At 34.6% G+C, this 19,951-nt stretch carries 25 protein-coding genes; 13 read left to right on the plus strand and 12 right to left on the minus strand.

The window, feature by feature from the left end:
• Nucleotides 1-126 precede the first annotated feature (126 nt).
• The 3 genes from MKX65_RS26380 to MKX65_RS26390 all read right to left on the minus strand — a co-directional run bounded on the left by MKX65_RS26380 (nucleotide 127) and on the right by MKX65_RS26390 (nucleotide 3,540).
• Complete coding sequence (locus MKX65_RS26380) at nucleotides 127-348, minus strand: hypothetical protein (protein ID WP_340906812.1); 222 nt, start codon at nucleotides 346-348, stop codon at nucleotides 127-129.
• Between the two features lie 866 nt (nucleotides 349-1,214).
• Nucleotides 1,215-2,606 carry a hypothetical protein gene (locus MKX65_RS26385; RefSeq protein ID WP_340906813.1) on the minus strand — a complete coding sequence of 464 codons (1,392 nt, stop codon included), beginning with the start codon at nucleotides 2,604-2,606 and terminating at the stop codon, nucleotides 1,215-1,217.
• Between the two features lie 127 nt (nucleotides 2,607-2,733).
• Nucleotides 2,734-3,540, minus strand: a complete 807-nt coding sequence (locus MKX65_RS26390; protein ID WP_340906815.1) for a hypothetical protein — start codon at nucleotides 3,538-3,540, stop codon at nucleotides 2,734-2,736.
• A 693-nt stretch (nucleotides 3,541-4,233) separates the two neighbouring features.
• On the opposite strand from MKX65_RS26390, the gene MKX65_RS26395 reads away from it, so the two are divergent.
• Complete coding sequence (locus MKX65_RS26395; protein ID WP_340906816.1) at nucleotides 4,234-4,536, plus strand: hypothetical protein; 303 nt, start codon at nucleotides 4,234-4,236, stop codon at nucleotides 4,534-4,536.
• A gap of 64 nt (nucleotides 4,537-4,600) precedes the next feature.
• Here the strand turns inward: MKX65_RS26395 and MKX65_RS26400 are convergent, their stop codons facing one another.
• Nucleotides 4,601-4,885, minus strand: coding sequence for a hypothetical protein (locus tag MKX65_RS26400; protein ID WP_340906817.1), 285 nt, complete (start codon nucleotides 4,883-4,885; stop codon nucleotides 4,601-4,603).
• On the opposite strand from MKX65_RS26400, the gene MKX65_RS27245 reads away from it, so the two are divergent.
• From MKX65_RS27245 to MKX65_RS26410, 3 genes are read left to right on the plus strand one after another with little or no spacing between them, the layout of a single operon-like run.
• Nucleotides 4,868-5,179, plus strand: a complete 312-nt coding sequence (locus MKX65_RS27245; protein ID WP_016205489.1) for a transposase — start codon at nucleotides 4,868-4,870, stop codon at nucleotides 5,177-5,179. The two genes, MKX65_RS26400 and MKX65_RS27245, sit on opposite strands and share 18 nt — an antisense overlap.
• Nucleotides 5,180-5,190: 11 nt before the next feature.
• A complete protein-coding gene (locus MKX65_RS26405) occupies nucleotides 5,191-6,090 on the plus strand; it encodes an IS3 family transposase (RefSeq protein ID WP_040344397.1) in 900 nt (299 codons plus the stop codon).
• 45 nt (nucleotides 6,091-6,135) lie between these two features.
• Entirely contained in the window at nucleotides 6,136-6,261 is a 126-nt protein-coding gene (locus MKX65_RS26410; protein WP_263479876.1) for a hypothetical protein, read from the plus strand.
• 55 nt (nucleotides 6,262-6,316) lie between these two features.
• Here MKX65_RS26410 and MKX65_RS26415 read toward each other — a convergent pair whose 3' ends face one another.
• Nucleotides 6,317-6,679, minus strand: a complete 363-nt coding sequence (locus MKX65_RS26415) for a hypothetical protein (protein WP_340906818.1) — start codon at nucleotides 6,677-6,679, stop codon at nucleotides 6,317-6,319.
• 230 nt (nucleotides 6,680-6,909) lie between these two features.
• On the opposite strand from MKX65_RS26415, the gene MKX65_RS26420 reads away from it, so the two are divergent.
• From MKX65_RS26420 to MKX65_RS26430, 3 genes are all read left to right on the plus strand, one after another.
• Nucleotides 6,910-7,755, plus strand: coding sequence for a hypothetical protein (locus MKX65_RS26420; protein ID WP_340906819.1), 846 nt, complete (start codon nucleotides 6,910-6,912; stop codon nucleotides 7,753-7,755).
• Nucleotides 7,756-7,773: 18 nt separating this feature from the next.
• Nucleotides 7,774-8,058 carry a hypothetical protein gene (locus MKX65_RS26425; RefSeq protein ID WP_340906820.1) on the plus strand — a complete coding sequence of 95 codons (285 nt, stop codon included), beginning with the start codon at nucleotides 7,774-7,776 and terminating at the stop codon, nucleotides 8,056-8,058.
• Nucleotides 8,059-8,361: 303 nt separating this feature from the next.
• Nucleotides 8,362-8,694 carry a YolD-like family protein gene (locus MKX65_RS26430; RefSeq protein ID WP_340906821.1) on the plus strand — a complete coding sequence of 111 codons (333 nt, stop codon included), beginning with the start codon at nucleotides 8,362-8,364 and terminating at the stop codon, nucleotides 8,692-8,694.
• A gap of 145 nt (nucleotides 8,695-8,839) precedes the next feature.
• Here the strand turns inward: MKX65_RS26430 and MKX65_RS26435 are convergent, their stop codons facing one another.
• The 3 genes from MKX65_RS26435 to MKX65_RS26445 all read right to left on the minus strand — a co-directional run bounded on the left by MKX65_RS26435 (nucleotide 8,840) and on the right by MKX65_RS26445 (nucleotide 12,060).
• Nucleotides 8,840-9,469, minus strand: coding sequence for a hypothetical protein (locus tag MKX65_RS26435; RefSeq protein WP_340906823.1), 630 nt, complete (start codon nucleotides 9,467-9,469; stop codon nucleotides 8,840-8,842).
• On the minus strand, nucleotides 9,450-9,926 hold the full coding sequence (locus MKX65_RS26440; protein ID WP_340906825.1) for a hypothetical protein: 477 nt from the start codon (nucleotides 9,924-9,926) through the stop codon (nucleotides 9,450-9,452). Before MKX65_RS26440 ends, MKX65_RS26435 begins: the two co-directional genes overlap by 20 nt.
• Nucleotides 9,927-10,905: 979 nt before the next feature.
• Entirely contained in the window at nucleotides 10,906-12,060 is a 1,155-nt protein-coding gene (locus tag MKX65_RS26445; protein ID WP_340906826.1) for a hypothetical protein, read from the minus strand.
• An 829-nt stretch (nucleotides 12,061-12,889) separates the two neighbouring features.
• On the opposite strand from MKX65_RS26445, the gene MKX65_RS26450 reads away from it, so the two are divergent.
• Nucleotides 12,890-14,290, plus strand: coding sequence for a hypothetical protein (locus MKX65_RS26450; protein WP_340906827.1), 1,401 nt, complete (start codon nucleotides 12,890-12,892; stop codon nucleotides 14,288-14,290).
• 166 nt (nucleotides 14,291-14,456) lie between these two features.
• Here MKX65_RS26450 and MKX65_RS26455 read toward each other — a convergent pair whose 3' ends face one another.
• Nucleotides 14,457-14,729 carry a hypothetical protein gene (locus MKX65_RS26455; RefSeq protein ID WP_340906828.1) on the minus strand — a complete coding sequence of 91 codons (273 nt, stop codon included), beginning with the start codon at nucleotides 14,727-14,729 and terminating at the stop codon, nucleotides 14,457-14,459.
• A 78-nt stretch (nucleotides 14,730-14,807) separates the two neighbouring features.
• Nucleotides 14,808-15,431 (minus strand): hypothetical protein, encoded by a 624-nt coding sequence (locus MKX65_RS26460; protein WP_340906830.1) that lies wholly within the window; start codon nucleotides 15,429-15,431, stop codon nucleotides 14,808-14,810.
• A 161-nt stretch (nucleotides 15,432-15,592) separates the two neighbouring features.
• On the opposite strand from MKX65_RS26460, the gene MKX65_RS26465 reads away from it, so the two are divergent.
• The 5 genes from MKX65_RS26465 to MKX65_RS26480 all read left to right on the plus strand — a co-directional run bounded on the left by MKX65_RS26465 (nucleotide 15,593) and on the right by MKX65_RS26480 (nucleotide 17,989).
• Nucleotides 15,593-16,072, plus strand: a complete 480-nt coding sequence (locus MKX65_RS26465) for a hypothetical protein (RefSeq protein WP_340906831.1) — start codon at nucleotides 15,593-15,595, stop codon at nucleotides 16,070-16,072.
• 21 nt (nucleotides 16,073-16,093) lie between these two features.
• Complete coding sequence (locus MKX65_RS27250; protein WP_016205489.1) at nucleotides 16,094-16,405, plus strand: transposase; 312 nt, start codon at nucleotides 16,094-16,096, stop codon at nucleotides 16,403-16,405.
• 11 nt (nucleotides 16,406-16,416) lie between these two features.
• Nucleotides 16,417-17,316 carry an IS3 family transposase gene (locus MKX65_RS26470; RefSeq protein ID WP_040344397.1) on the plus strand — a complete coding sequence of 300 codons (900 nt, stop codon included), beginning with the start codon at nucleotides 16,417-16,419 and terminating at the stop codon, nucleotides 17,314-17,316.
• 45 nt (nucleotides 17,317-17,361) lie between these two features.
• Nucleotides 17,362-17,487, plus strand: coding sequence for a hypothetical protein (locus MKX65_RS26475; protein WP_263479876.1), 126 nt, complete (start codon nucleotides 17,362-17,364; stop codon nucleotides 17,485-17,487).
• Between the two features lie 217 nt (nucleotides 17,488-17,704).
• A complete protein-coding gene (locus MKX65_RS26480) occupies nucleotides 17,705-17,989 on the plus strand; it encodes a hypothetical protein (protein ID WP_340906833.1) in 285 nt (94 codons plus the stop codon).
• Between the two features lie 49 nt (nucleotides 17,990-18,038).
• Here MKX65_RS26480 and MKX65_RS26485 read toward each other — a convergent pair whose 3' ends face one another.
• Complete coding sequence (locus tag MKX65_RS26485) at nucleotides 18,039-19,136, minus strand: PD-(D/E)XK nuclease family protein (RefSeq protein ID WP_340906835.1); 1,098 nt, start codon at nucleotides 19,134-19,136, stop codon at nucleotides 18,039-18,041.
• Nucleotides 19,136-19,525: a hypothetical protein gene (locus tag MKX65_RS26490; RefSeq protein WP_340906836.1), complete on the minus strand. Its 390-nt coding sequence runs from the start codon at nucleotides 19,523-19,525 to the stop codon at nucleotides 19,136-19,138. The genes MKX65_RS26485 and MKX65_RS26490 overlap by 1 nt, the downstream gene beginning before the upstream one ends.
• Between the last annotated feature and the right edge of the window lie 426 nt (nucleotides 19,526-19,951).

The raw sequence follows: 19,951 nt of genomic DNA on the forward strand, positions 1-19,951 counted from the left end.
AACTGTCGGTGTCACCTCAGTCTAATTGTAAAATAATTTCCAAATGGATAGAGCCACCTTTGTATGGGTATTTCCTTTTTTGGCTCCAAATAAGGAAAATAATTAAACTGAAAATTTAAATATTATTCATGCAACACTAGTGATTATAGGTAAATGAAAAATAACAAATGAACCCTCTTTTCCGCTAGCATAAATCTGATAGTGGTGATCTTTTCCCTTTTGTATGGGAATTTCACTGTACGTACACTTTACTACGTTTAATAATAAATAAGGATATATACTACAGTATTCTTTAAAGGCTTTTTGAAGTTCAACTGGTAATTCATCTATTGAAACTTGCTTCCCCATATTAATCCCCTCACTCTACCAATATATAACAGCATTATTGACTTTTTTCCCTTTATGTAAACAATGCTAGGAATATATCGGCTAATTGAGGTTCAATTTTGATAAAAGAATCTTTGCTATTTGTTTTATGGGCGTGTACTTAGAGTTAACCATCTGACCTACAGAGTTAGGAACAGGCTATGGCCCGTTTATTCTTCCAATTTAATTATCTCAGGACCATTGGGGTTAACAAAGGGAATTAGAAGGGTTTATAAGGTGTTCATAAAGCAATTGATAAGTAATTTATAATTTTAGTATGATTGTGTTATAATGGTTATAATAAAAAAACATCAAAGTTGCTGGTAACACCTCTGATGTAAATACAATGAATTTGCCTTTCGGGGCAATCGGCTCAGGTATCATTGAGATAGACCTTCCTTTGAATTTCTCAGGTTCGAAAAGGAAGGTCTATTTGTCTTTTTTCACAAGTGTCACAATTGCTACGACTACTCCGACAAATGTTAAAGTAAACATACCAAAGGTTAATTGCCAAGGTTAATGCGTCTTGTATGGACACCATCTACTCACCCCCTTTCTCTTGTGGGGTGAGCCGACCTTCCCTCGAAAGCCTATTCAATTGTATTTCCTTCATTATAACATAGAATTTTTGAAGCGGTGTGTGGGCTAAATGCCCATTAATTATCCTGTTTGGTTAGAAAATATCTGGAATAGAAAAGGAATAAATTTTTCTTTCATTCCTTTACACGTTTCACTTCAATATGAGTGGTTCTTTTAAAATTTTTGATACATGGCCAACAAACTCCCTAATGGGGTACTCAATATGCTTTTCAGGTTGAGTAAATGTATAACCTCTTTCCTTTAATAACTTAATTAAATCTGTAATTCCAATGGCACCCATTACTTATATTTCCTAGTTCGCTTAATATAGTCTCTTTCCAGGCTCTAGTACCACCTAAAATATAGGTTTCACCAGTAATTGAGTGATTAACAATACGTTCTATCAGCTCTCTTTCCTTTTTCCGTTTTCTTTTGTAATCTGTCGATTCTTCGACATTTACAGGAAGCAAGTTCAAATAAGCAGCTAAATTCCAAATACCTTCAGGTGTTGGGGAAACATCTTGGTGATTTCTATTTGGATTTCCCCATTTTGCAATTACCCTTTTTTCAGTCTCTTCATATGTCTCATTAAAAATAGACCCTCTCTCATTAGAGTACTCAATCGGATGATCATCTATTGAAGCTTCAGAGGTGTTTTTCTTTTGTTGCTGCTCTAACTGTTTCTTTAAAATCCGTTCTTGCTCCTCCTTGAACTTAATTTCATCAAGTTCTTTGAAAAGCTTTTCCGTTGTATCCATTCGTTCAAGGTTCTCATTCTCCCCGAAAAGGTTAAACTCCATGTGTTCAGGATCAATAGAGAGGGCATTTTCTAATGAAATATAAATAGGTTCTGCTAAAAGTCGGGCATTATTACTATCTAATAATAGATAACGTAAGATGGTAGCCTCTCTCTTTGTTGGATTAATGTAAGTGATACTTTTAGGAAAATAATGCAATACCGTGTCACCGACTAAGACTTTTATGAGTTCTGGAGGAAGAGCCTTAATATAGTCTTGCCAATCCAAATCTTCTGAGGTAATTACACTTGAATCAATTTCCGTTTGAACAAAAGTCGTATAAGGAAGGCCAGATTTATACGCTAACCATTCATCATCTATGAAGAAATGTGCTTTGAAATTATTCTGCTCGTAAATTTCTTTACGCTTTTCTACATTTTTTGAATACGCTGTATTGGTTCTAATACCAGTTAAATAGTCAATAGCCCATACATCGCCATTTGGATGCTTTATGATGAAATCGGGAACTATAGATAAAATCGTTCGATATAGATATCCGGGTTCTACCGTTAATCCAAGGGGTTTAGATTGCCCCTCTAAAATGGTACGGATGATAGTTTTGCCCAGTATATGTTTTCTTGGTTCTTCATAAGTGCTAATTTTCTTTTCATATTTTTTATAGTTTTCACTATAAGAACATTCGGATTTATCCCAATGACGAAAATAAAAATTTCGATCAAATGGTAAAACCATTTCAACTGGTGAATCACAACAAAGACAGTGAAATGCTTTCTTCTTTGCAAAAGAACGGTAATCCGCCTCAAGTTTAGCCTTAACGTCTACCCTTTTAAATCCCTGTTCTTCTAATCTAATCCTTATTTCCTCAATGTTTACTAATCCATAATGAAGGATTGCAGCATTCACTTCTCCACCACCTGTACAAAGTATTATCTCTATCCATTATAACTAAAATAGACTATAGCGATAGTTATTAGCCAAACATATAACATACTATATGTTACCTATATTAATAACATATTAGATTAGGAACTTATTCTAGTAGCTCTATGGCACGATCCTGGATTATTTTAGTCAATGCCCCTCCATAATTGACCTTTAACCGATAATAAACGGATATGTACATATGAGCTAGATACTCCTCTTCAACCATCTGTTTGTCAAAGCGGATTAAATTACCAATTCTAACCTTATTTATCCCTTGTGTTTCAATCCTTCTATAGAAGTTCACTTTATATTTTAATCCCCATTCACTGACAAGATCACGCTGACTTTTCAAGGATAAAGGGAAACTATCTATGGGAATAACACGAGTATTGTTTTCGAAATCTTTCCAGATAAAACTATCCATCACCCGTTGCATGTGGTTTCGGAATGAGACCGGTTGTGCTTTCTTTGCGTGATTAAGTGTAAGCAGCTTCTCTTTTATTTCAAGGACTGCAGCGGGATCAAAATCCTTTTCATAAAATCTTTTATATGTAATTACCTTTTCTGCTTTGTTGCAAATATACTGTTCAAACTCAAAACGGTTAAACAAGATTCGTTTATTAAACAAGGGAATCATAGTTTCATCGATAATATGGTTAGTAGCATATCTCATCAGCATAAGTTTACTAACTTCTGTTATTCGAATGTGTGGAACCTCTGGAACTATTTTTTTAATTACATACTGGTAGGAGCAACGGAGATAACTGGATACTTCCTCAACAGCTAAAGAATACCCTTTTTCAATTAACTCTATATAAGCCCGACTAATCTCAATTTGTTTTCTTCCCTCTCCTTCGAACCTGATAAGATAGGGTTCATCATATTTAAGAACCCTCTTCTTGTCTATATCCATTATCCAATAGCTGTAAAATATTATAAAATAAGGGTAGACTTTTATATAATCGCAGATAAAATATGGGAGATAGAATGTTAGAGGTTCTATTCATTTAAGATTAGGTTTATTAGAGTGTCCTTAAGGTGTAAAATACTCCTCTAAAAAGTTAAATGATACCGAATTACTATTAATTCACTGGCATGCCCCTCCTTACAATAGTTCTTCCATAGTATGGTACCGTGGTCGGCTTAATCTAGAAGTTGAGGATGTAGGTAGAAGAGGACTGATTGAGAGGTACATCACTACAGAGGATTTGGTCTTTAATTAAACTAGAATTGTTAATAGGAAAGGATTGTTGGCACTATGCTTTGGACACCACTATCTATTAGTCATTTAAAGTCAGCTAAACTTTTTTCTAAATTAAGTAGAAAGCTAGAGGATAATTACGATGGTAATTCATTTCCAGGCAAATCATACCAAAATTTCTCTTATGTAACTGGATGTATTTTTGCCTCAGTCGCTTTTCTATAATCAAATATCAATGAATTATTAGCTGAAGCTATTGATGGAGATACTGCAACATTACGGCAAGCGCTAACTATTGAAGAAGTTGATGAGATTAAAATATTAGCGAGAAAGATTAAAAGAGGAAATCTCAAACCACCAGAAAAGATGTCTCTAATATCAGCAAAATATATGGAATTTCTAAATGTGCTTGGTAAGGAGAAGATAGACCACCAACTATTCGAGGATATTAGGTTATTAATACAACTAAGGAATAGGTTAGTTCATTACAAACCGGAATGGGTTACCTCTGAAGATCCAGGTTCTATATACGATGTGGAAAAGGAATTAAGAGGAAAATTTGATGAGAGTAAACTATATTTAGGTACTGGTAACCCTTTTTATCCCGATAAATGTCTTGGTAGTGGGTGTGCAGAATGGTCTTATCAAACTGCTAAGGCTTTCGTTGATCAGTTTTATAATAAATTAGGTATTCGTCCGCTTTATTAAAATCAACCATTAAGTAAAAAAAGCTCCTTTTACTGCAAATTCACAGTGAAAGGAGCTTTTCTTATTATTTTGTTGGTTTAAATGGTGAGAAGAAGCTATATACCTTTGAAATTAATCCAATATTTTCAGTGTGATTAGATTCTAACGATTCAATCTCTTCTAGAATTACTTTCCGTTGAGTATTAATCTTTTCAACTTCAAGTCTTTCAGTAAGATTTAACTCGGTATCTTTTCGTTTTCTTTCTGCTTCTAACTCATAAGCCCCAAAATGAACTTGGACAATAAGAGTAATATTTATTATACTGCTTAATGTACCAAGGAGGCTGACATCATGAAACGAATAAAACATTCTAAAGAATTTAAATTACAAGTCATCAAGGAAGCCCAAGACACAGGGAAGAATACCCTTGTAGCTCGCCGGTATGATCTGAATCCCAATATGGTTAGTCGCTGGGTTCGTGAATACAAAGATGGTAAATTTGGTGAAGTAGATGTGGCTGTGCTGCCAGATATAGACTCCAAAGAATTATCCAAAGAAAATGAAAAACTTAAAATGTTATTAGGTGAAAAAGACCTTGAAATAGCGATCCTGAGGGATCTTATAAAAAAGAAAAACCCTCACTTGCTGAAAAGCATGAAGTAGCTAACAAATGGATTCAAAAAGGCTACTCGATTTCAAAGGTGCTTAAAATCATAGGTATTCCTCGATCCACATACTACTATCAAAAGAATTATCGTGTTGAGGAGAAAAAAGTAAGTGAGGGACGTCCAGCACCAGGTTATTCGATCCAAGAGGACGGTCAAAAGATATCAGACGAACAGATTAAAGAATTTCTACTAGAAGAGATTGCCGGTGATTGCTATAACTATGGTTATCGCAAACTCACTAAGGTCTTAAGGCGAAAATACAAACTTAAAATTAACAAGAAAAAAGTATACCGGATTTGTAAAGAATTGGGCATCTTACGCCCACAGCGCCAAAAGAAAGTCTCATACCCTAGGAAACTAGCAAGAAATCGCATTATTACAAGATCTAATCAGCTATGGGAAGCTGACATTAAATATGGCTTTATCGAAGGTGAGGATCGCTTTTTCTTTGTCATGTCCATCATCGATGTTTATGACAGGGGCATCATTACCTATCATATGGGATTAAGCTGCACTGGAGATGATGTCAAACAGACACTGAAAAGGGCATTATTAAAACGCCAACAATATGATGAATTGGAAAAACCTGTAATCCGAACAGACAATGGACCGCAGTTTATTTCCCATACTTTTGAAAAGTTTTGTGAAGATTCCAAAATTGAGCACGAAAGAATTCCACCAAGAACACCAAATATGAATGCTCATATTGAGTCTTTCCATCGCATTTTTGAGGACGATTGCCTATCCAGATGGCAGTTTGAAACCTACACAGAAGCATATCAAGAAGTCATGAATTTTATGGAGTTCTACAACGAGAGACGTATGCATTCTAGTATACTAGATTTGTCACCAAAGGAATTCTATCAAAAACAAGATTCATTGGTGATCAAGGAGGTTCGGGTGTAATGGATGTATTCATTCAAAGCATCAGCTTGATTTGGAGTGGCGGGCATGATAGCCTCGTTCGGCGATGCCAATGTTGTAAAACAGCTGGCTTCTTGGCAGGAGAATCATGCCCGCAGAGGCTCCATGTCAAGCAACATGGCCTTTTTGAAGAATAATGAAAGAAATCTATAAAATAAAAAACTGAGGAAATGAAAGAATAAGAGAGTTATTGTCCAAAATTCGGGGGTTAATCCGCTAAAAGTTTAATTTCATACTGAATTTGGGTTTGTTTAACTGGGTCAGTATTATTTTTCCCTTTTTCTTGCCAATATTTAATCTTTTTATCAATCTCATTGTTAGCTTCTTTAATCTTGCTGTTAGTACTTGTATTTAAACTTGATTCTTTGGTATCTAACTCTTTTAATACCGTTTTATTTGCTTTTATCTTATTTTCAGTATTAGTGGCTAATGTCTTAGAATAAGAATTTTTGTAGTTATTGAAATTAATAAATGCGTCCTTTAAAGTTGGAGTTGCTGCACCCACAGCCGTCGGCAATAGGGTAGCTCCTGCGATAACCCCAGTCATAATTAACTTTTTTGTTTTTTTCATTCTCGTTCTCTCCTTGGTTCCTATTGAATTAACAGGATTTTATGGTTTCCATAACAATCGGTTAAGATTAGGCTACCAATAATAAAATTCCGATATTGCGTATTTTCACAATAACGAAAAAATTTATTGCCTTTTTTGGGATAATTACCCATATTTCTCATAGCCGTTTCTAGTAAGAACTGGTAATCTATGATTACATTTATCTCTTTGTTTCAAGGAAGTGTTAGCCTATGGAAAGAATCGCTATTCAGGAATTAAGCGCATATTGGAAAAAGCAGTATTTGCAACAAAAAGACTTATCCAGCTTTCAAGCGGAGGATAACGATTTTAAAGAGATTTCTATACGGACCCGTGAAAAATTCAATTTAAATTACTTTCCTCAACCCTTCTATGGTTACTTTGAGGAAGATATGAAAAATGATGTATTAGTGCCTTTAATCAATCCTGGTTCATTGAACGCTTCGGATGTGTTAAAACAATTCCCCTCTGATTCTGAGATAGAGTCTAGAAAGCAATGGAATTTGAATATCGTTGAGCGTCACTGTACCAACATCTGGACAAAGGAAGTGTTTCATCAGAAAGAACGGGAATACGACCGTGTATTTGGAGGAAAGAACAAACATTGGAGAGGTAGAAAATTAATAGAAGTTCGCCAATTACTTGGTGAAGACATTGGATTTTTACATACTATTGAGTTTTTCCCTTTTCATTCAGACTCATGGAAGGTATCAAAAAAAGACCGGGAGACCTTATACAACTTACCAAGTACTATACATGCTATCAGAGTACTTGAAGAAATAGCTTCCACAAGAGCGGTACGACATATATTAGGAATCGGACTACCGTGGATAGATATATTAAGTCACTATTCTAACCTTTTCGTTCTTGAAGATTGCAAAACGCTAAAAGGTCCTAAAGGGAAAGTGGGACAAAGATTCTATAAGTTTAAACCTGTTCGGAATTCTGAAGGATTACCTCTCGTGATCTACTCTACTTCATCCATGAATTTACCGACCAATCAAGAAGGTGTGGATATTATTCTTGAATTCCTTGAGCATAATCGGATATTCGTCTAACAAAGGAGAAACAATGAAATGGATAAGAAAAAGCTATCTAAAATCTCAACCATTTATATGTTTGCTGTCTTTGGAGCTTTTTTGATATACAGCTATATAAAGGATTGGTCCATAGTTGTAAGTGAAGATAAATATGAACTATTAGGTTTTGCAGGGTTAGCATACATTGGTACCATTCTGTCTGGGATTGACCTAGCAGCCGTAAAGGATAAAGAGAAAAAAGTGAGCAAGAAATCGGTCATTCAAGGAGTCAAATTAGCATTGGTTTTTATTGTTATTACTCTTCTAGCCAAGTTATATTAAGAAATATATAAAGGATAGGTGTATTCTTTGCAATTAAGACAATTTACTTTTAAATTTTTGATAAAATTTCTTATATTCTTTCTAATTGGGATTATTACAAATGCTATGTTTAAATCCTCATTTAACCTACTAACTGCCTTTTCGGTGGCTTTAGGATTATCGTTCGGAGTTTCAGGAGGTTTTGGATTGATATTCCGCAGAAAAAATAAATTGAGTATTAAATAATTTTTTATTTCTGTTGTAATACTTGAAATTCAGGCATAAGATATGAGAACAAATGTTCTTATTAGAAAGGTTGATTTTATGCTTAGGGATCGTGGATTGATGAAGTATAGACCTGTAGCATTCATGCCTGAACAAATAGCCAGTATTAAGCAGATGTACAAAGAGCAAGACGATGTGAAGATGCCAGAATTGGATGAACAACATCTTGAAAAGTTGGACCAGACCATATGTAACTGCATGGAGTTCAACTTGGAGGCAACCGTAACATTCTACAAAAAGGCTCGATATGAGATAACAAAAGGTACGATCCATTACATGAATGAATATAGCAAGTACATACGTGTAGTGGATTCCTTTGACCAATGGACACAGATTGAACTAAAAAACATTATTGATATTCGAATTAATTGAAGCATACATGCAATAATCTAAACGGTTTGTCATATACTTAATGTACAGCTATGAATTGCAACTAGACTAAAGTAAGCACCCTCTATTTAAAAGGGTGCTTATATTTATGTTATCGTAATCTATACAAATTGGTCTGAAACTGAAATTACTTAAGGTGAGTCAATATAGATTTTTGCAATTTCAATGTGTTACCTTCCTTCTTAATCATCTCAATGAAATTAAGAAACACAATAGCAATGACTTCTTCGACGGTTACACTTTCCCCAGAACTCATAAAGGGTTGTAAATCGTGTAATAACACTTCCGCTCTTAGTAGCTCGGATTTTTTCATCCGAATCGTAATATAGGCCATTTTTGCGTCCTCAGAAGGTGTTTCCTCTATTTCTTCTTCTTCCACCGTTTCAAATTCAAATACGTATTTAGAAATAGGTTTCATGATCCGTTTCTCTTGAACCCTCTTACGAAAGTAATTCTGTTTACCCACCAAGATAAATTTGGCTATTTGCTCATTCTTAGCTCCCATTTTAATTTGTCTTAGAAAATCTTCGTATAAGAGATAAATCAAATGAGAAGCATCAAAGTGGAAGGGAACCTCTGATTCAAAATTATCCCGAAGATCATCACAGAAGACTTCTCCTCTTAAATATTCATAGTAAGGTACCTTCACTTCGATAGTTGGTCTATTATTAAAGAAATAGCTAAAAAATCCTCTTTCTTCCGTATTACCCGATAACCTCTCCTGTAACACATTTAAGTTACTGTAGGATTTTTTCAATCGTTCCCCCTCCTTCTAACCACTTCATTATTGAAAGCATGACCTGATAAACAACCTTACGTTCTGAAAGATTTTTACGAATAGCCAGACCATGAGGACCTCCAATTTCTATATACTCCGTTTCAAGAAGGTTCGTGTGCATATAGACTTTGGTATCTTTGTAATCGTGCTGCCAGGATAGAATATGCTCATTACGAAGTCCAAATCGTAACAATTGCGTATTAAATTTCGTCTGACTAAGAGGCTCTTTTCTTTGAGACTTATATATTCTTGCTGCTTCCGCACGGTAGCTTTTAAGTTTCATTTGAATCACTGGAGAAACAGGGAATTTTATTGAGTGACACTTATCTGATCTTATCGCCCTTTTTGAAGGTGTTCTTTTTGACTGACTTGGTGTAGGAGGTTTCTTCTCATTTGCTATCTCGATATTATTGAACAGTGGATTAATGTAGTCCATCCTCTCCCCCACCTCTCACTATTTTAGTAGGTAACTTTCGGTCATTTTTCCACTTTTCCACTCTTTACTAGATATATATGGATGAAGGGACAAGGTTTAGAACTATTTTTGTATATTTCTAGCCATATCTGTTCATAATGGGACTAACTAAGAGGGAATTCTATTGGAGGGTGTAAGATGAGTAAGAAACAGAGGGAAAAGGAAATAAAGGCTCTAAAAGAATTGGAGAAACGAAGAAAGAAAGCAGGATTTAAAATTATTGCTGTTAAAGTGAAATGATCCTTACTTGGTGTAAGGATCATTTTTTGGTTATTTGAAACTTAATTTCTAGGACCTCTTTAGAGTTCGTACGGATAAAGAATCTCCTATCCTTTTGCAAACGTTTCAAATAGAAAAGGAAAAGTTAAAATGCTGAGAGAGTTATTACTGATTTAAGGCTTTACTGAGATTAAAGTTTGACTCCCCTACCTTATATTGATTTTAATATAAGACAAATTTTTTTATTAGAAAATTCCAGTTCCATTTTTAATTTTCAACTTACTTTGTATAACTTAAATAAATAAGAGTATAAATTTAAGGTATTTATAATATAAGTACAGAATAAGATATAAAAAAACAATATTTAAAAATATAGAGAACTAATTAGGGTGCTTGGAGCCTTGATGTTACTGATTTTCACGGTACTTTATGCCAATAAAGAATCGGATAATTCATTTGTAAACATCTTTATCAGCAAAATAACCACTTTTAAACAGGTACATTACCAATTTACTAACTTAGTAAGAAATAGTGAAACAGAATATACACTTATCCACATGTGGATAACCGAATAGTGATTTTTAGAAAAAACCACCTGAAACAGATTAAGTTTCAGGTGGTTTGATTTTTGTCTGAATGAACCTGGATTTTGTAAAGAAAGGAAGGGTTTAACTACACGAGAAATAGCCCTGTTAATCTACATTTTTTTAACAGAGCTAATTTATTTCATTTTTTGTATAAAATTTGGATACTTACGATTTGCATTTGCATAGTGGAAGATTGCTTCCTCTACTACTTCACCATAAGGATTAGGGTTGTTTACATAGTGTCCAAACGAAGAAATCAAGCTGCTACGTATAAATGCTCCAATAGACCGCACTTGATTTTCGGGGTCATTCTCCTTCTTATCTTTATAGAAATCAATGAATTGTCCGAAGGCAGAATTAAATACATCAAATATAACTTTATTCCTTCTAGGAATTGATTCATTATAGTATTTCATTACATCGATCACTTCTTGTTTTACAGACCCAAGAATGTCTCTAATATCCTTTTGAGTATGTTTAATACCTTCTTCCACAAGCTTGAATGATACTTCTTTTCTTACGGCGGCTTCTACTTGTTGTGTATCGTATGTATCTTCTAATTCAGCAATTAGAGACGGATTAATCGTGACTTTGAACTTTTCGATAAATACTTGTACGGGGTTATTTTGCTTTCGAACAGTTAAGCGGTCTTTTCGTGGTCTTCGTTCTGCTACTCCTACTGGTTCAAAAGTAAATAAACCTTCAATAATTTCAGCCCATTGTCTAATTTTAAGGGCAGTTTTTTTCATTTTTTGCTTTAGGTAACCCATTCTACGAGTTAACCCTTCTTCTGCTTTCTTCCCCTTTAGATTGACTAATCGAGTAAAAGCATTAAAGAGATCAAGGAGCATAATGATTCCTGCAGCATCTCTTGAAGATACCAATCTCTTTAAAGCGGAGCCTTCCGTAATTTTATAAGGAATACGGAAGTAATTTAACCCTTCTTCTCTTCCTGAGTGTATATTAAATTCTGGAGTGTTCCATGTTGAATAACCGATAATTTCATAGTATGGTTGATTCTTAACGATCACCTCTTGTATGAAACCACGTTGAAACAGGGCCTCCATCCCCCCATATAATGTAGAGGAAGGAATCCCTGTCATTTTCGTGAATTTAGTTAGAGAAAATGAGTTAGCGTGTACTCGTCCTAAATCGTCACACTCTAAATGAAATAAAACATAAGTACACACAGCTGAAGCTGGGAGAGGATAACAATCATGCTCTACTTTCAGTTTTGTTAGTCCATCTTGAAAGAACTTTTTCCCGTTAATGGTTTTAATCGTAGTCATTGTATCCCCTCCCTTTGGTAAGATTGCTATAATTTCGACATATTGGTAACAAATACTAGTTGTATTCTAACAAACCGAATGATTCATAAAGGAAAACCTTTATATTGATATACCATTAGAAGTACTGATACGAATGGGTTTAGTAAAATTTTCAATTTTTTTAACTTCCTCCAAGTTGTCCTATGTGATTCATAACGAAAATCAAAAAGAGTAAAGATAATGTTGATTTATAGGGAAATATGGGAGATTGGCGATTTTTTATATCCTCTAAGTTGTCCCAAGTGATTCATATTACATCCTCTAAGTTGTCCTTTTTTTAAAAATGATTCATAAGGAAATATAGATAAAATGGTTATGAATCACTTTAGATAACGGAAAAAGCCTTGAAATATAAGGGATTAAGTGGGTTAATGAATGAATGTTACTAGGTAATATCCTCTAAGTTGTCCTTTTTTATAAAGTGATTCATAATGAAAAAACAGAAAAAGTTTATGAATCACCTGAAAAGTTAGAGAAACCTTGATATATAAGGGTTTCACTTTTAGAAATACCATTATCACTAGTAGTTATATCCTCTAAGTTGTCCTTTTTTCAAAAGTGATTCATAAGAGAAATCCTCTTACTTATGAATCACTCTTCTATATAATAAAAACGCTATATATCAGTGTTTTTAGTGAGGATGTAATTGTTATATCCTCTAAGTTGTCCTATTTCAAAAAGTGATTCATAAGGAAATGAAGCTGATGAATATCCCTATTCAAAAGCGATTACACATCGCTACAAGCATGATAGAATAAGAGAAATAGCTTGTTTGAGGTGAAAAAAACGTATGGCAATCCGATCAAACAATAAAGTTCTAATCGAAGATATTTTGTCCGAGGAATTTATTTTAGATAAAAATTACGTATTTAATTATAGAATTCAAGAAGCGATCGCGAGAGATAACTTTCAAGAGTCGGAAGTATATCCCTATCCACAGTCCAAAATAGAAAACCCCGAAGAGGGAATGGTTAGTCTCGTTGAAAAGCGGAAACTTACTCCTTTTATCAAAAAAGAAGAGAGTAAAAGTATTGAATGGAATTTATTAATGAGTAAGACCATTATGGACCTTGATGAATACACTGGGGACGTTTTCGATGTCGTGCGTGTATTATGGACAGAGCAGAAGCAAAAAGATAGCTCAGGAATGATTTCCCTGACGGTTGATGATATCTTGCAGTTCAGACAAGAATCTCCTCATAAACACCTTGCAGATGGTACACCGGTTTATCATAAACAAAAAAGAATTAAAGCGATGCAAGAGTTAACAAAGCTTTTTAGCCTGACTTTAAGTTTAGGTAGGAAAGTTGAGGATGTAGAGGTAGATCCAAAAACAGGTGTTGTCCTAAACATCTCTGAAACAGAGGAAGTCAAAAGTCTTTTCTATATCGGGGATTACAAAATGTACTACGAAAATGATGAGCCATTAGGCTTCGAACAGGTATATGTACGACCAGGTAATATTCTTATGGAGAATCTTTTGTTAGAGGAAGAAGAAGATAAAAGCAACATGCGGTTAATGTCGCAGCAGGCACTTAAATACCACTTTAAGCACCAGGTATATCATAAAAGGCTAACTAGATATTTAAACTTAGCTTGGGACTTAAATAAGAAACTAAAGCAAATCTCCTTATATTCATATCCTATAAGTGGTGAAAAAGGATTACTCAGCGTGATGGGTCTTGAGATTACGGATAATCGTAAGAAAAAGCCAAGTGTTTTTCTAGAAGAGTTTACCCGTATCCTTGAAGATTTAAGAGAAGATGGAGTAATAGGTTCATGGAGATATGGAACACCAGATGGAGAACTGGATCCTGAACTATTAAACAAAAGAGGTTGGTTGTTTGATTACTTCTTGAAGCAGCGTGTGATCATTACCCCTCCTAAAAATATCGCTCCATTCTTTAAAGTGGAGGAAGAGGAAGTACAGGCCTTACAAAGTTATCTATCCGTAGCAAGTGAAGTGGAATCTGTTATCAAGGGAGATATCCCATTAACTCCAAGAATCCTTGCTAACGTAAAGGACAAGCTTGATTTGAGTGATCGGCAGCTGGCTAAAGTATCCAAGGTTAGTCAGCCAACTATATCAAGATTGATGACTGATGAATCAACCTTTATGAAACTTAGAAAAAATACAAAAGAGAGACTGCTTGAATGGTTATCCTCTGTTCTACCAGTGCTTGAAAAATGAGAAAAAGTAGTATAGGTACCTCCTTTTGACAGTACCCATACTACTTTTTATTATGTTTATTGAAGACTAAGATACTACCGAATAGGTGGTGCGTTTTTAGGGGACAGGTTCCGCCACGTGGTGCGTTTTCTATTAATATTGTATAAACTGCTCCTCTGTAGAGGGATTACTTTCTCCTTGGTGCTCCAATTAAGTACTCTTCAACAGTCCAACTATGGATTGGATTATTTTTTCTACCAGGTTTAATACAACGATGTTCAAATACACTGTTAAGAGCATACCCTTTATTCTTTAAATAGTTTCCAATCCTTTGTCTTGCCTCTTTTAATCCACCATAGTGCATACCAGTAATTTCGATTACTGGTTCTAGTCTACCACTTTCATGAACAATATACTTTCCAGACTCTTTATCCCCTTTGATGGTAAAATGACTTTCCATTTTATGACCGACCTCCATTTTTTCGAGTGACTGTGCCTTTTCTACCTCTTAGATTTTCTATGCAAATAATAAAATACTTTAGCCGTGCCAATTACCGGTTCGCTTAAATAATGTTATGAATGGATAATTGTCTTCCTCACCTGTATAAGGCATATTATCGGTATAAATCCAAACTGAATCCCCTTTATCAATCATAGTTTCTATTTGGTTATCTTCTGCATAAGAGCTATTCTCCCAGTTTTCTAAAAATAGTTCTTCCCAATTATCTTTTATAGGTGCATTTACAGATAGATAACTAGCTTGGTCAAACAATGTCCCTTCCTCACCGTTATTCATTTTCTTATATTCCTCTATAACGTTCCAGATCTCTTCAGCGGTTAGATTATCATAATAATTTTCTGTCCAATTAACTCCTTTTGCATAAACGTAATCAGAGCTACCCATATACTCAACAAATATGTATGTTCTCAACTTTTCTTTTAATTGTTCCATTTCCTCCTTGGAAACACCTTCATGAGTAGTATCAGCTAATTCCTCTACGTATTCTTTTTCAGAGGGTTTAATTGTTGAATCCTTATTAGCTGGCTTGTTGACTATTACTTCATTGTCTTCATTTGATTCAACTGTATGAGAATTAGAAGAACACCCAAATAGTGATACAAGCAAAATAAGTGAAATTCCAACTAGATATAGGCGGTTCATATTATCGTCTCCTTATGTGCAACGGTAAGTTTAATAGATAACTATAGATAACTTCAGATATTAGCTAAACCAATTATACTTCTTCTTCAATTGAACAATCATTAGAAAAGAGTTTATAATTGAAATTGAATATTTTGCTAGAAAACTATTGAGGTGTAAATATGAATATAGGTGAAGAAATTGTAGCCTCTTACTTAGAATATATTAAAGAATGTGACTTTGTTCAGAGGAATCTCTATACAAAAGATGTTCAAGGTGAAATAGATGTTGTGGGGGTAAATCTTAAGACAAATGAAGCTTATGTTTGTGAATCTACAACGCATTTGACTACGGGTTTGCTTTATACGGGGAAGGATAATAAAAGCAATAACATTCAGAAATTGTACGATAAATTTAGCAAAGATATTGAGTATGCTGAAAAGTACCTGCCAGGCTATAAAAAACACTATATACTTTGGTCCCCAATCGTAAAGGACAATAAGACAACACGTGAAAATAGCCAAATCTATCAAGTTAATATTGTAAAAGAAATGATTCAAGATAAGTTTGGTGTAGATCTAGAACTTGTAATAAATGAGAAATATCTCATAAGCCCCAAAATGAACTTGGACAATAAGAGTAATATTTATTATACTGCTTAATGTACCAAGGAGGCTGACATCATGAAACGAATAAAACATTCTAAAGAATTTAAATTACAAGTCATCAAGGAAGCCCAAGACACAGGGAAGAATACCCTTGTAGCTCGCCGGTATGATCTGAATCCCAATATGGTTAGTCGCTGGGTTCGTGAATACAAAGATGGTAAATTTGGTGAAGTAGATGTGGCTGTGCTGCCAGATATAGACTCCAAAGAATTATCCAAAGAAAATGAAAAACTTAAAATGTTATTAGGTGAAAAAGACCTTGAAATAGCGATCCTGAGGGATCTTATAAAAAAGAAAAACCCTCACTTGCTGAAAAGCATGAAGTAGCTAACAAATGGATTCAAAAAGGCTACTCGATTTCAAAGGTGCTTAAAATCATAGGTATTCCTCGATCCACATACTACTATCAAAAGAATTATCGTGTTGAGGAGAAAAAAGTAAGTGAGGGACGTCCAGCACCAGGTTATTCGATCCAAGAGGACGGTCAAAAGATATCAGACGAACAGATTAAAGAATTTCTACTAGAAGAGATTGCCGGTGATTGCTATAACTATGGTTATCGCAAACTCACTAAGGTCTTAAGGCGAAAATACAAACTTAAAATTAACAAGAAAAAAGTATACCGGATTTGTAAAGAATTGGGCATCTTACGCCCACAGCGCCAAAAGAAAGTCTCATACCCTAGGAAACTAGCAAGAAATCGCATTATTACAAGATCTAATCAGCTATGGGAAGCTGACATTAAATATGGCTTTATCGAAGGTGAGGATCGCTTTTTCTTTGTCATGTCCATCATCGATGTTTATGACAGGGGCATCATTACCTATCATATGGGATTAAGCTGCACTGGAGATGATGTCAAACAGACACTGAAAAGGGCATTATTAAAACGCCAACAATATGATGAATTGGAAAAACCTGTAATCCGAACAGACAATGGACCGCAGTTTATTTCCCATACTTTTGAAAAGTTTTGTGAAGATTCCAAAATTGAGCACGAAAGAATTCCACCAAGAACACCAAATATGAATGCTCATATTGAGTCTTTCCATCGCATTTTTGAGGACGATTGCCTATCCAGATGGCAGTTTGAAACCTACACAGAAGCATATCAAGAAGTCATGAATTTTATGGAGTTCTACAACGAGAGACGTATGCATTCTAGTATACTAGATTTGTCACCAAAGGAATTCTATCAAAAACAAGATTCATTGGTGATCAAGGAGGTTCGGGTGTAATGGATGTATTCATTCAAAGCATCAGCTTGATTTGGAGTGGCGGGCATGATAGCCTCGTTCGGCGATGCCAATGTTGTAAAACAGCTGGCTTCTTGGCAGGAGAATCATGCCCGCAGAGGCTCCATGTCAAGCAACATGGCCTTTTTGAAGAATAATGAAAGAAATCTATAAAATAAAAAACTGAGGAAATGAAAGAATAAGAGAGTTATTGTCCAAAATTCGGGGGTTAATCCGATATCAAGAGTGTCTAGTACAATTGCGAAACTACTCAAGAAAAGAAACCAAAGCATTGCAGTCACCAATACTTAGGTACATGCAAATTGAGGAATATCTAAACAAACACGTAATGAATTTAAATAGATAATTAAAACCTAGCAAGGAGAAAGAAATGCGAACGAAAATAAAGAAAGTAAAGTTTGAACCAGAATATAAGAACCCAATATATAACGTAATATTAGAAAGTCCTGAAGGAAATAAATTGAATATCAAGTTTGACTACACTTATACCATGAATACATATATGCCTTTAAAAGTTGAATACAATCGGATGGATAAGGGAGCAAAGCTAGCATGGTACACCAATGAAGTTGAAGATATGACCGTCCAAGAATTTTTAGGCAAAATTGCTAGTAAAATAAATAAAAAATATAACTTTAGCTTAAATAACAAATAAAATTAACAGAAATAGAAAATGGACCGTGACGGTCCATTTTACATTTACTCTATATTTCAAGAATATTATCTATAAGTGGAGTAATCTGGTTCATGATTGTTACTAATTCGTTTATTACCTCTTCAAACCGCTCATTCTGATTAATGCTGATTCTTAAAAAGGAGTTACTTCCTTTTCGTGGAGTAAGAATGCGATAGCAATCCAAACCCTTTATTGCTTCATGGAATGCTTCTCTTCTTTTTGTACGAAGGTTTACGTACTCAGGGTATCCAGTAACCTTCTCGTATTTATCCTTTGGTTTATAAGGATTCAGCTCATAATGTAAGTGGAAATCTTTCACTTTACTATAGTCCAACAAGTTAACTGCTAACTCAAAGTGAATATTAGCTGATGTAGGGAGTAAAACATTGCCATCAAAATTATCTTGTTTCCATTCTGGTTTACTGAATAGAAAGACTGCAGTATTACGTCCTGATCCCCCAGCTTCCCCGAATGTCATGTTTAGATGACTTACTTCAGTTGCTTGTTGGAGTATGTTGATCCAAATCAATTTTTTCTGCAGCCCATTGAGGTTCTTAGTCTTTTCTGCAATGTGATCAGTAGGCTTACAGTTTATAACGGGTTGGTAAAAATTATGGAGTAGTTTACTGTAATCTCTAAGTAACTGTTCCGCTATAGGATGGTTTACATGATTGCTCCAGTCCACATCTAAGAAAGCTCGGTAGTCTTGCTTTTGAAACTCTTTATTGGAAGCGGGAGTGTAAGGGTCTAGAGTTAAAAATAAGAACTTAAATGGTACATCATTGTTTACATCCAACTCAAAAATGAGAGCGTTCTTCCCTTGTTCAGACGCATACCGGTTCGTTTGCTCTACCCCTTCCAAGGCCCCTAACTTGTTCTCGATTACAATAATCATGTTCGTTTTTATACCGTTCTTTTTCTCGATGATAAGATCTGGAGTACCTATCCCCTTCCCTAATCCAACACGAGTACGTGCTACTACTTTTTCATTCTCTAACAAATATGTAGAACAGATGGTCTTCATAAACCAATCTGCAAAAGCTATCTCTTCATTAATAAGGTTTGCTAAGAAGTCCGTTATTACATCCTCACGATAAAACGAACCTAGTAATGTAAAGGTATTCACTATTTCTCACTCTTTCTTATATCCTCATGATCAATTTCATAATAAGCTGCTAATAGTTTTTCTGTATGCATCTTTAGAGCTGGTCTAAAGCAATTAAAACGGCTCTCGTATCCTCGAACCAAGTAACGATAACTACAGAAATCTTCGTTCGTATTCTCCATGGCAAAAACCTTTATCCCTTTACGTCCCATATCCTTTCTAACTTGTGTTAAATCCTTTTGGATACGTTGACGTATCTTTTCCATGAAGAGTACGTGCTGCTTCTTCAGTTTTAACTTATAGTTATTAATACTTTCTATGTCACGATCCAGGGCGGTAATTAGCAAGTTTAATATGATGGATTGAAAGGCCAATTCTTTATCCTGTTCGGGTAACATTTCTTTATCCATTTTGCTTATGTCCCTCCCCTTGAAAATCATTTACTATAACAAATTTGGTGTCAATCATCTAAAAGTCGAAACTAAACGCATACAGGCTTCTTAAATATAACAAAAATGGTGTTAAAAAGTATCATTAAGGACAGAATAAAAAAACATCAAAAGTGTTTATACACTCTTGATGACTGGTTGTTTTGTTGTATTCATCTTTAAGGACCAAACGTAGACCTTCCTCTAATTAATGAGGGGGGTCTATGTTGTTGTGCGATTTATTCGGCCCATTCCACGAATGACGGTATTACTTTGTAATATAAAGTATAAGTGAATGTATCTTATTCTTATACTAAAGGTAACTTGTCTATAATGTCACACACAATATAGAATTATCTACATCACTTATCTAAAAGTGGTGTATTTTTTTGTATAAAGGAGCATTCC

The sequence above is a fragment of the Robertmurraya sp. FSL R5-0851 genome, from assembly GCF_038002965.1.
GTDB classification, from domain to species: domain Bacteria; phylum Bacillota; class Bacilli; order Bacillales; family Cytobacillaceae; genus Robertmurraya_A; species Robertmurraya_A beringensis.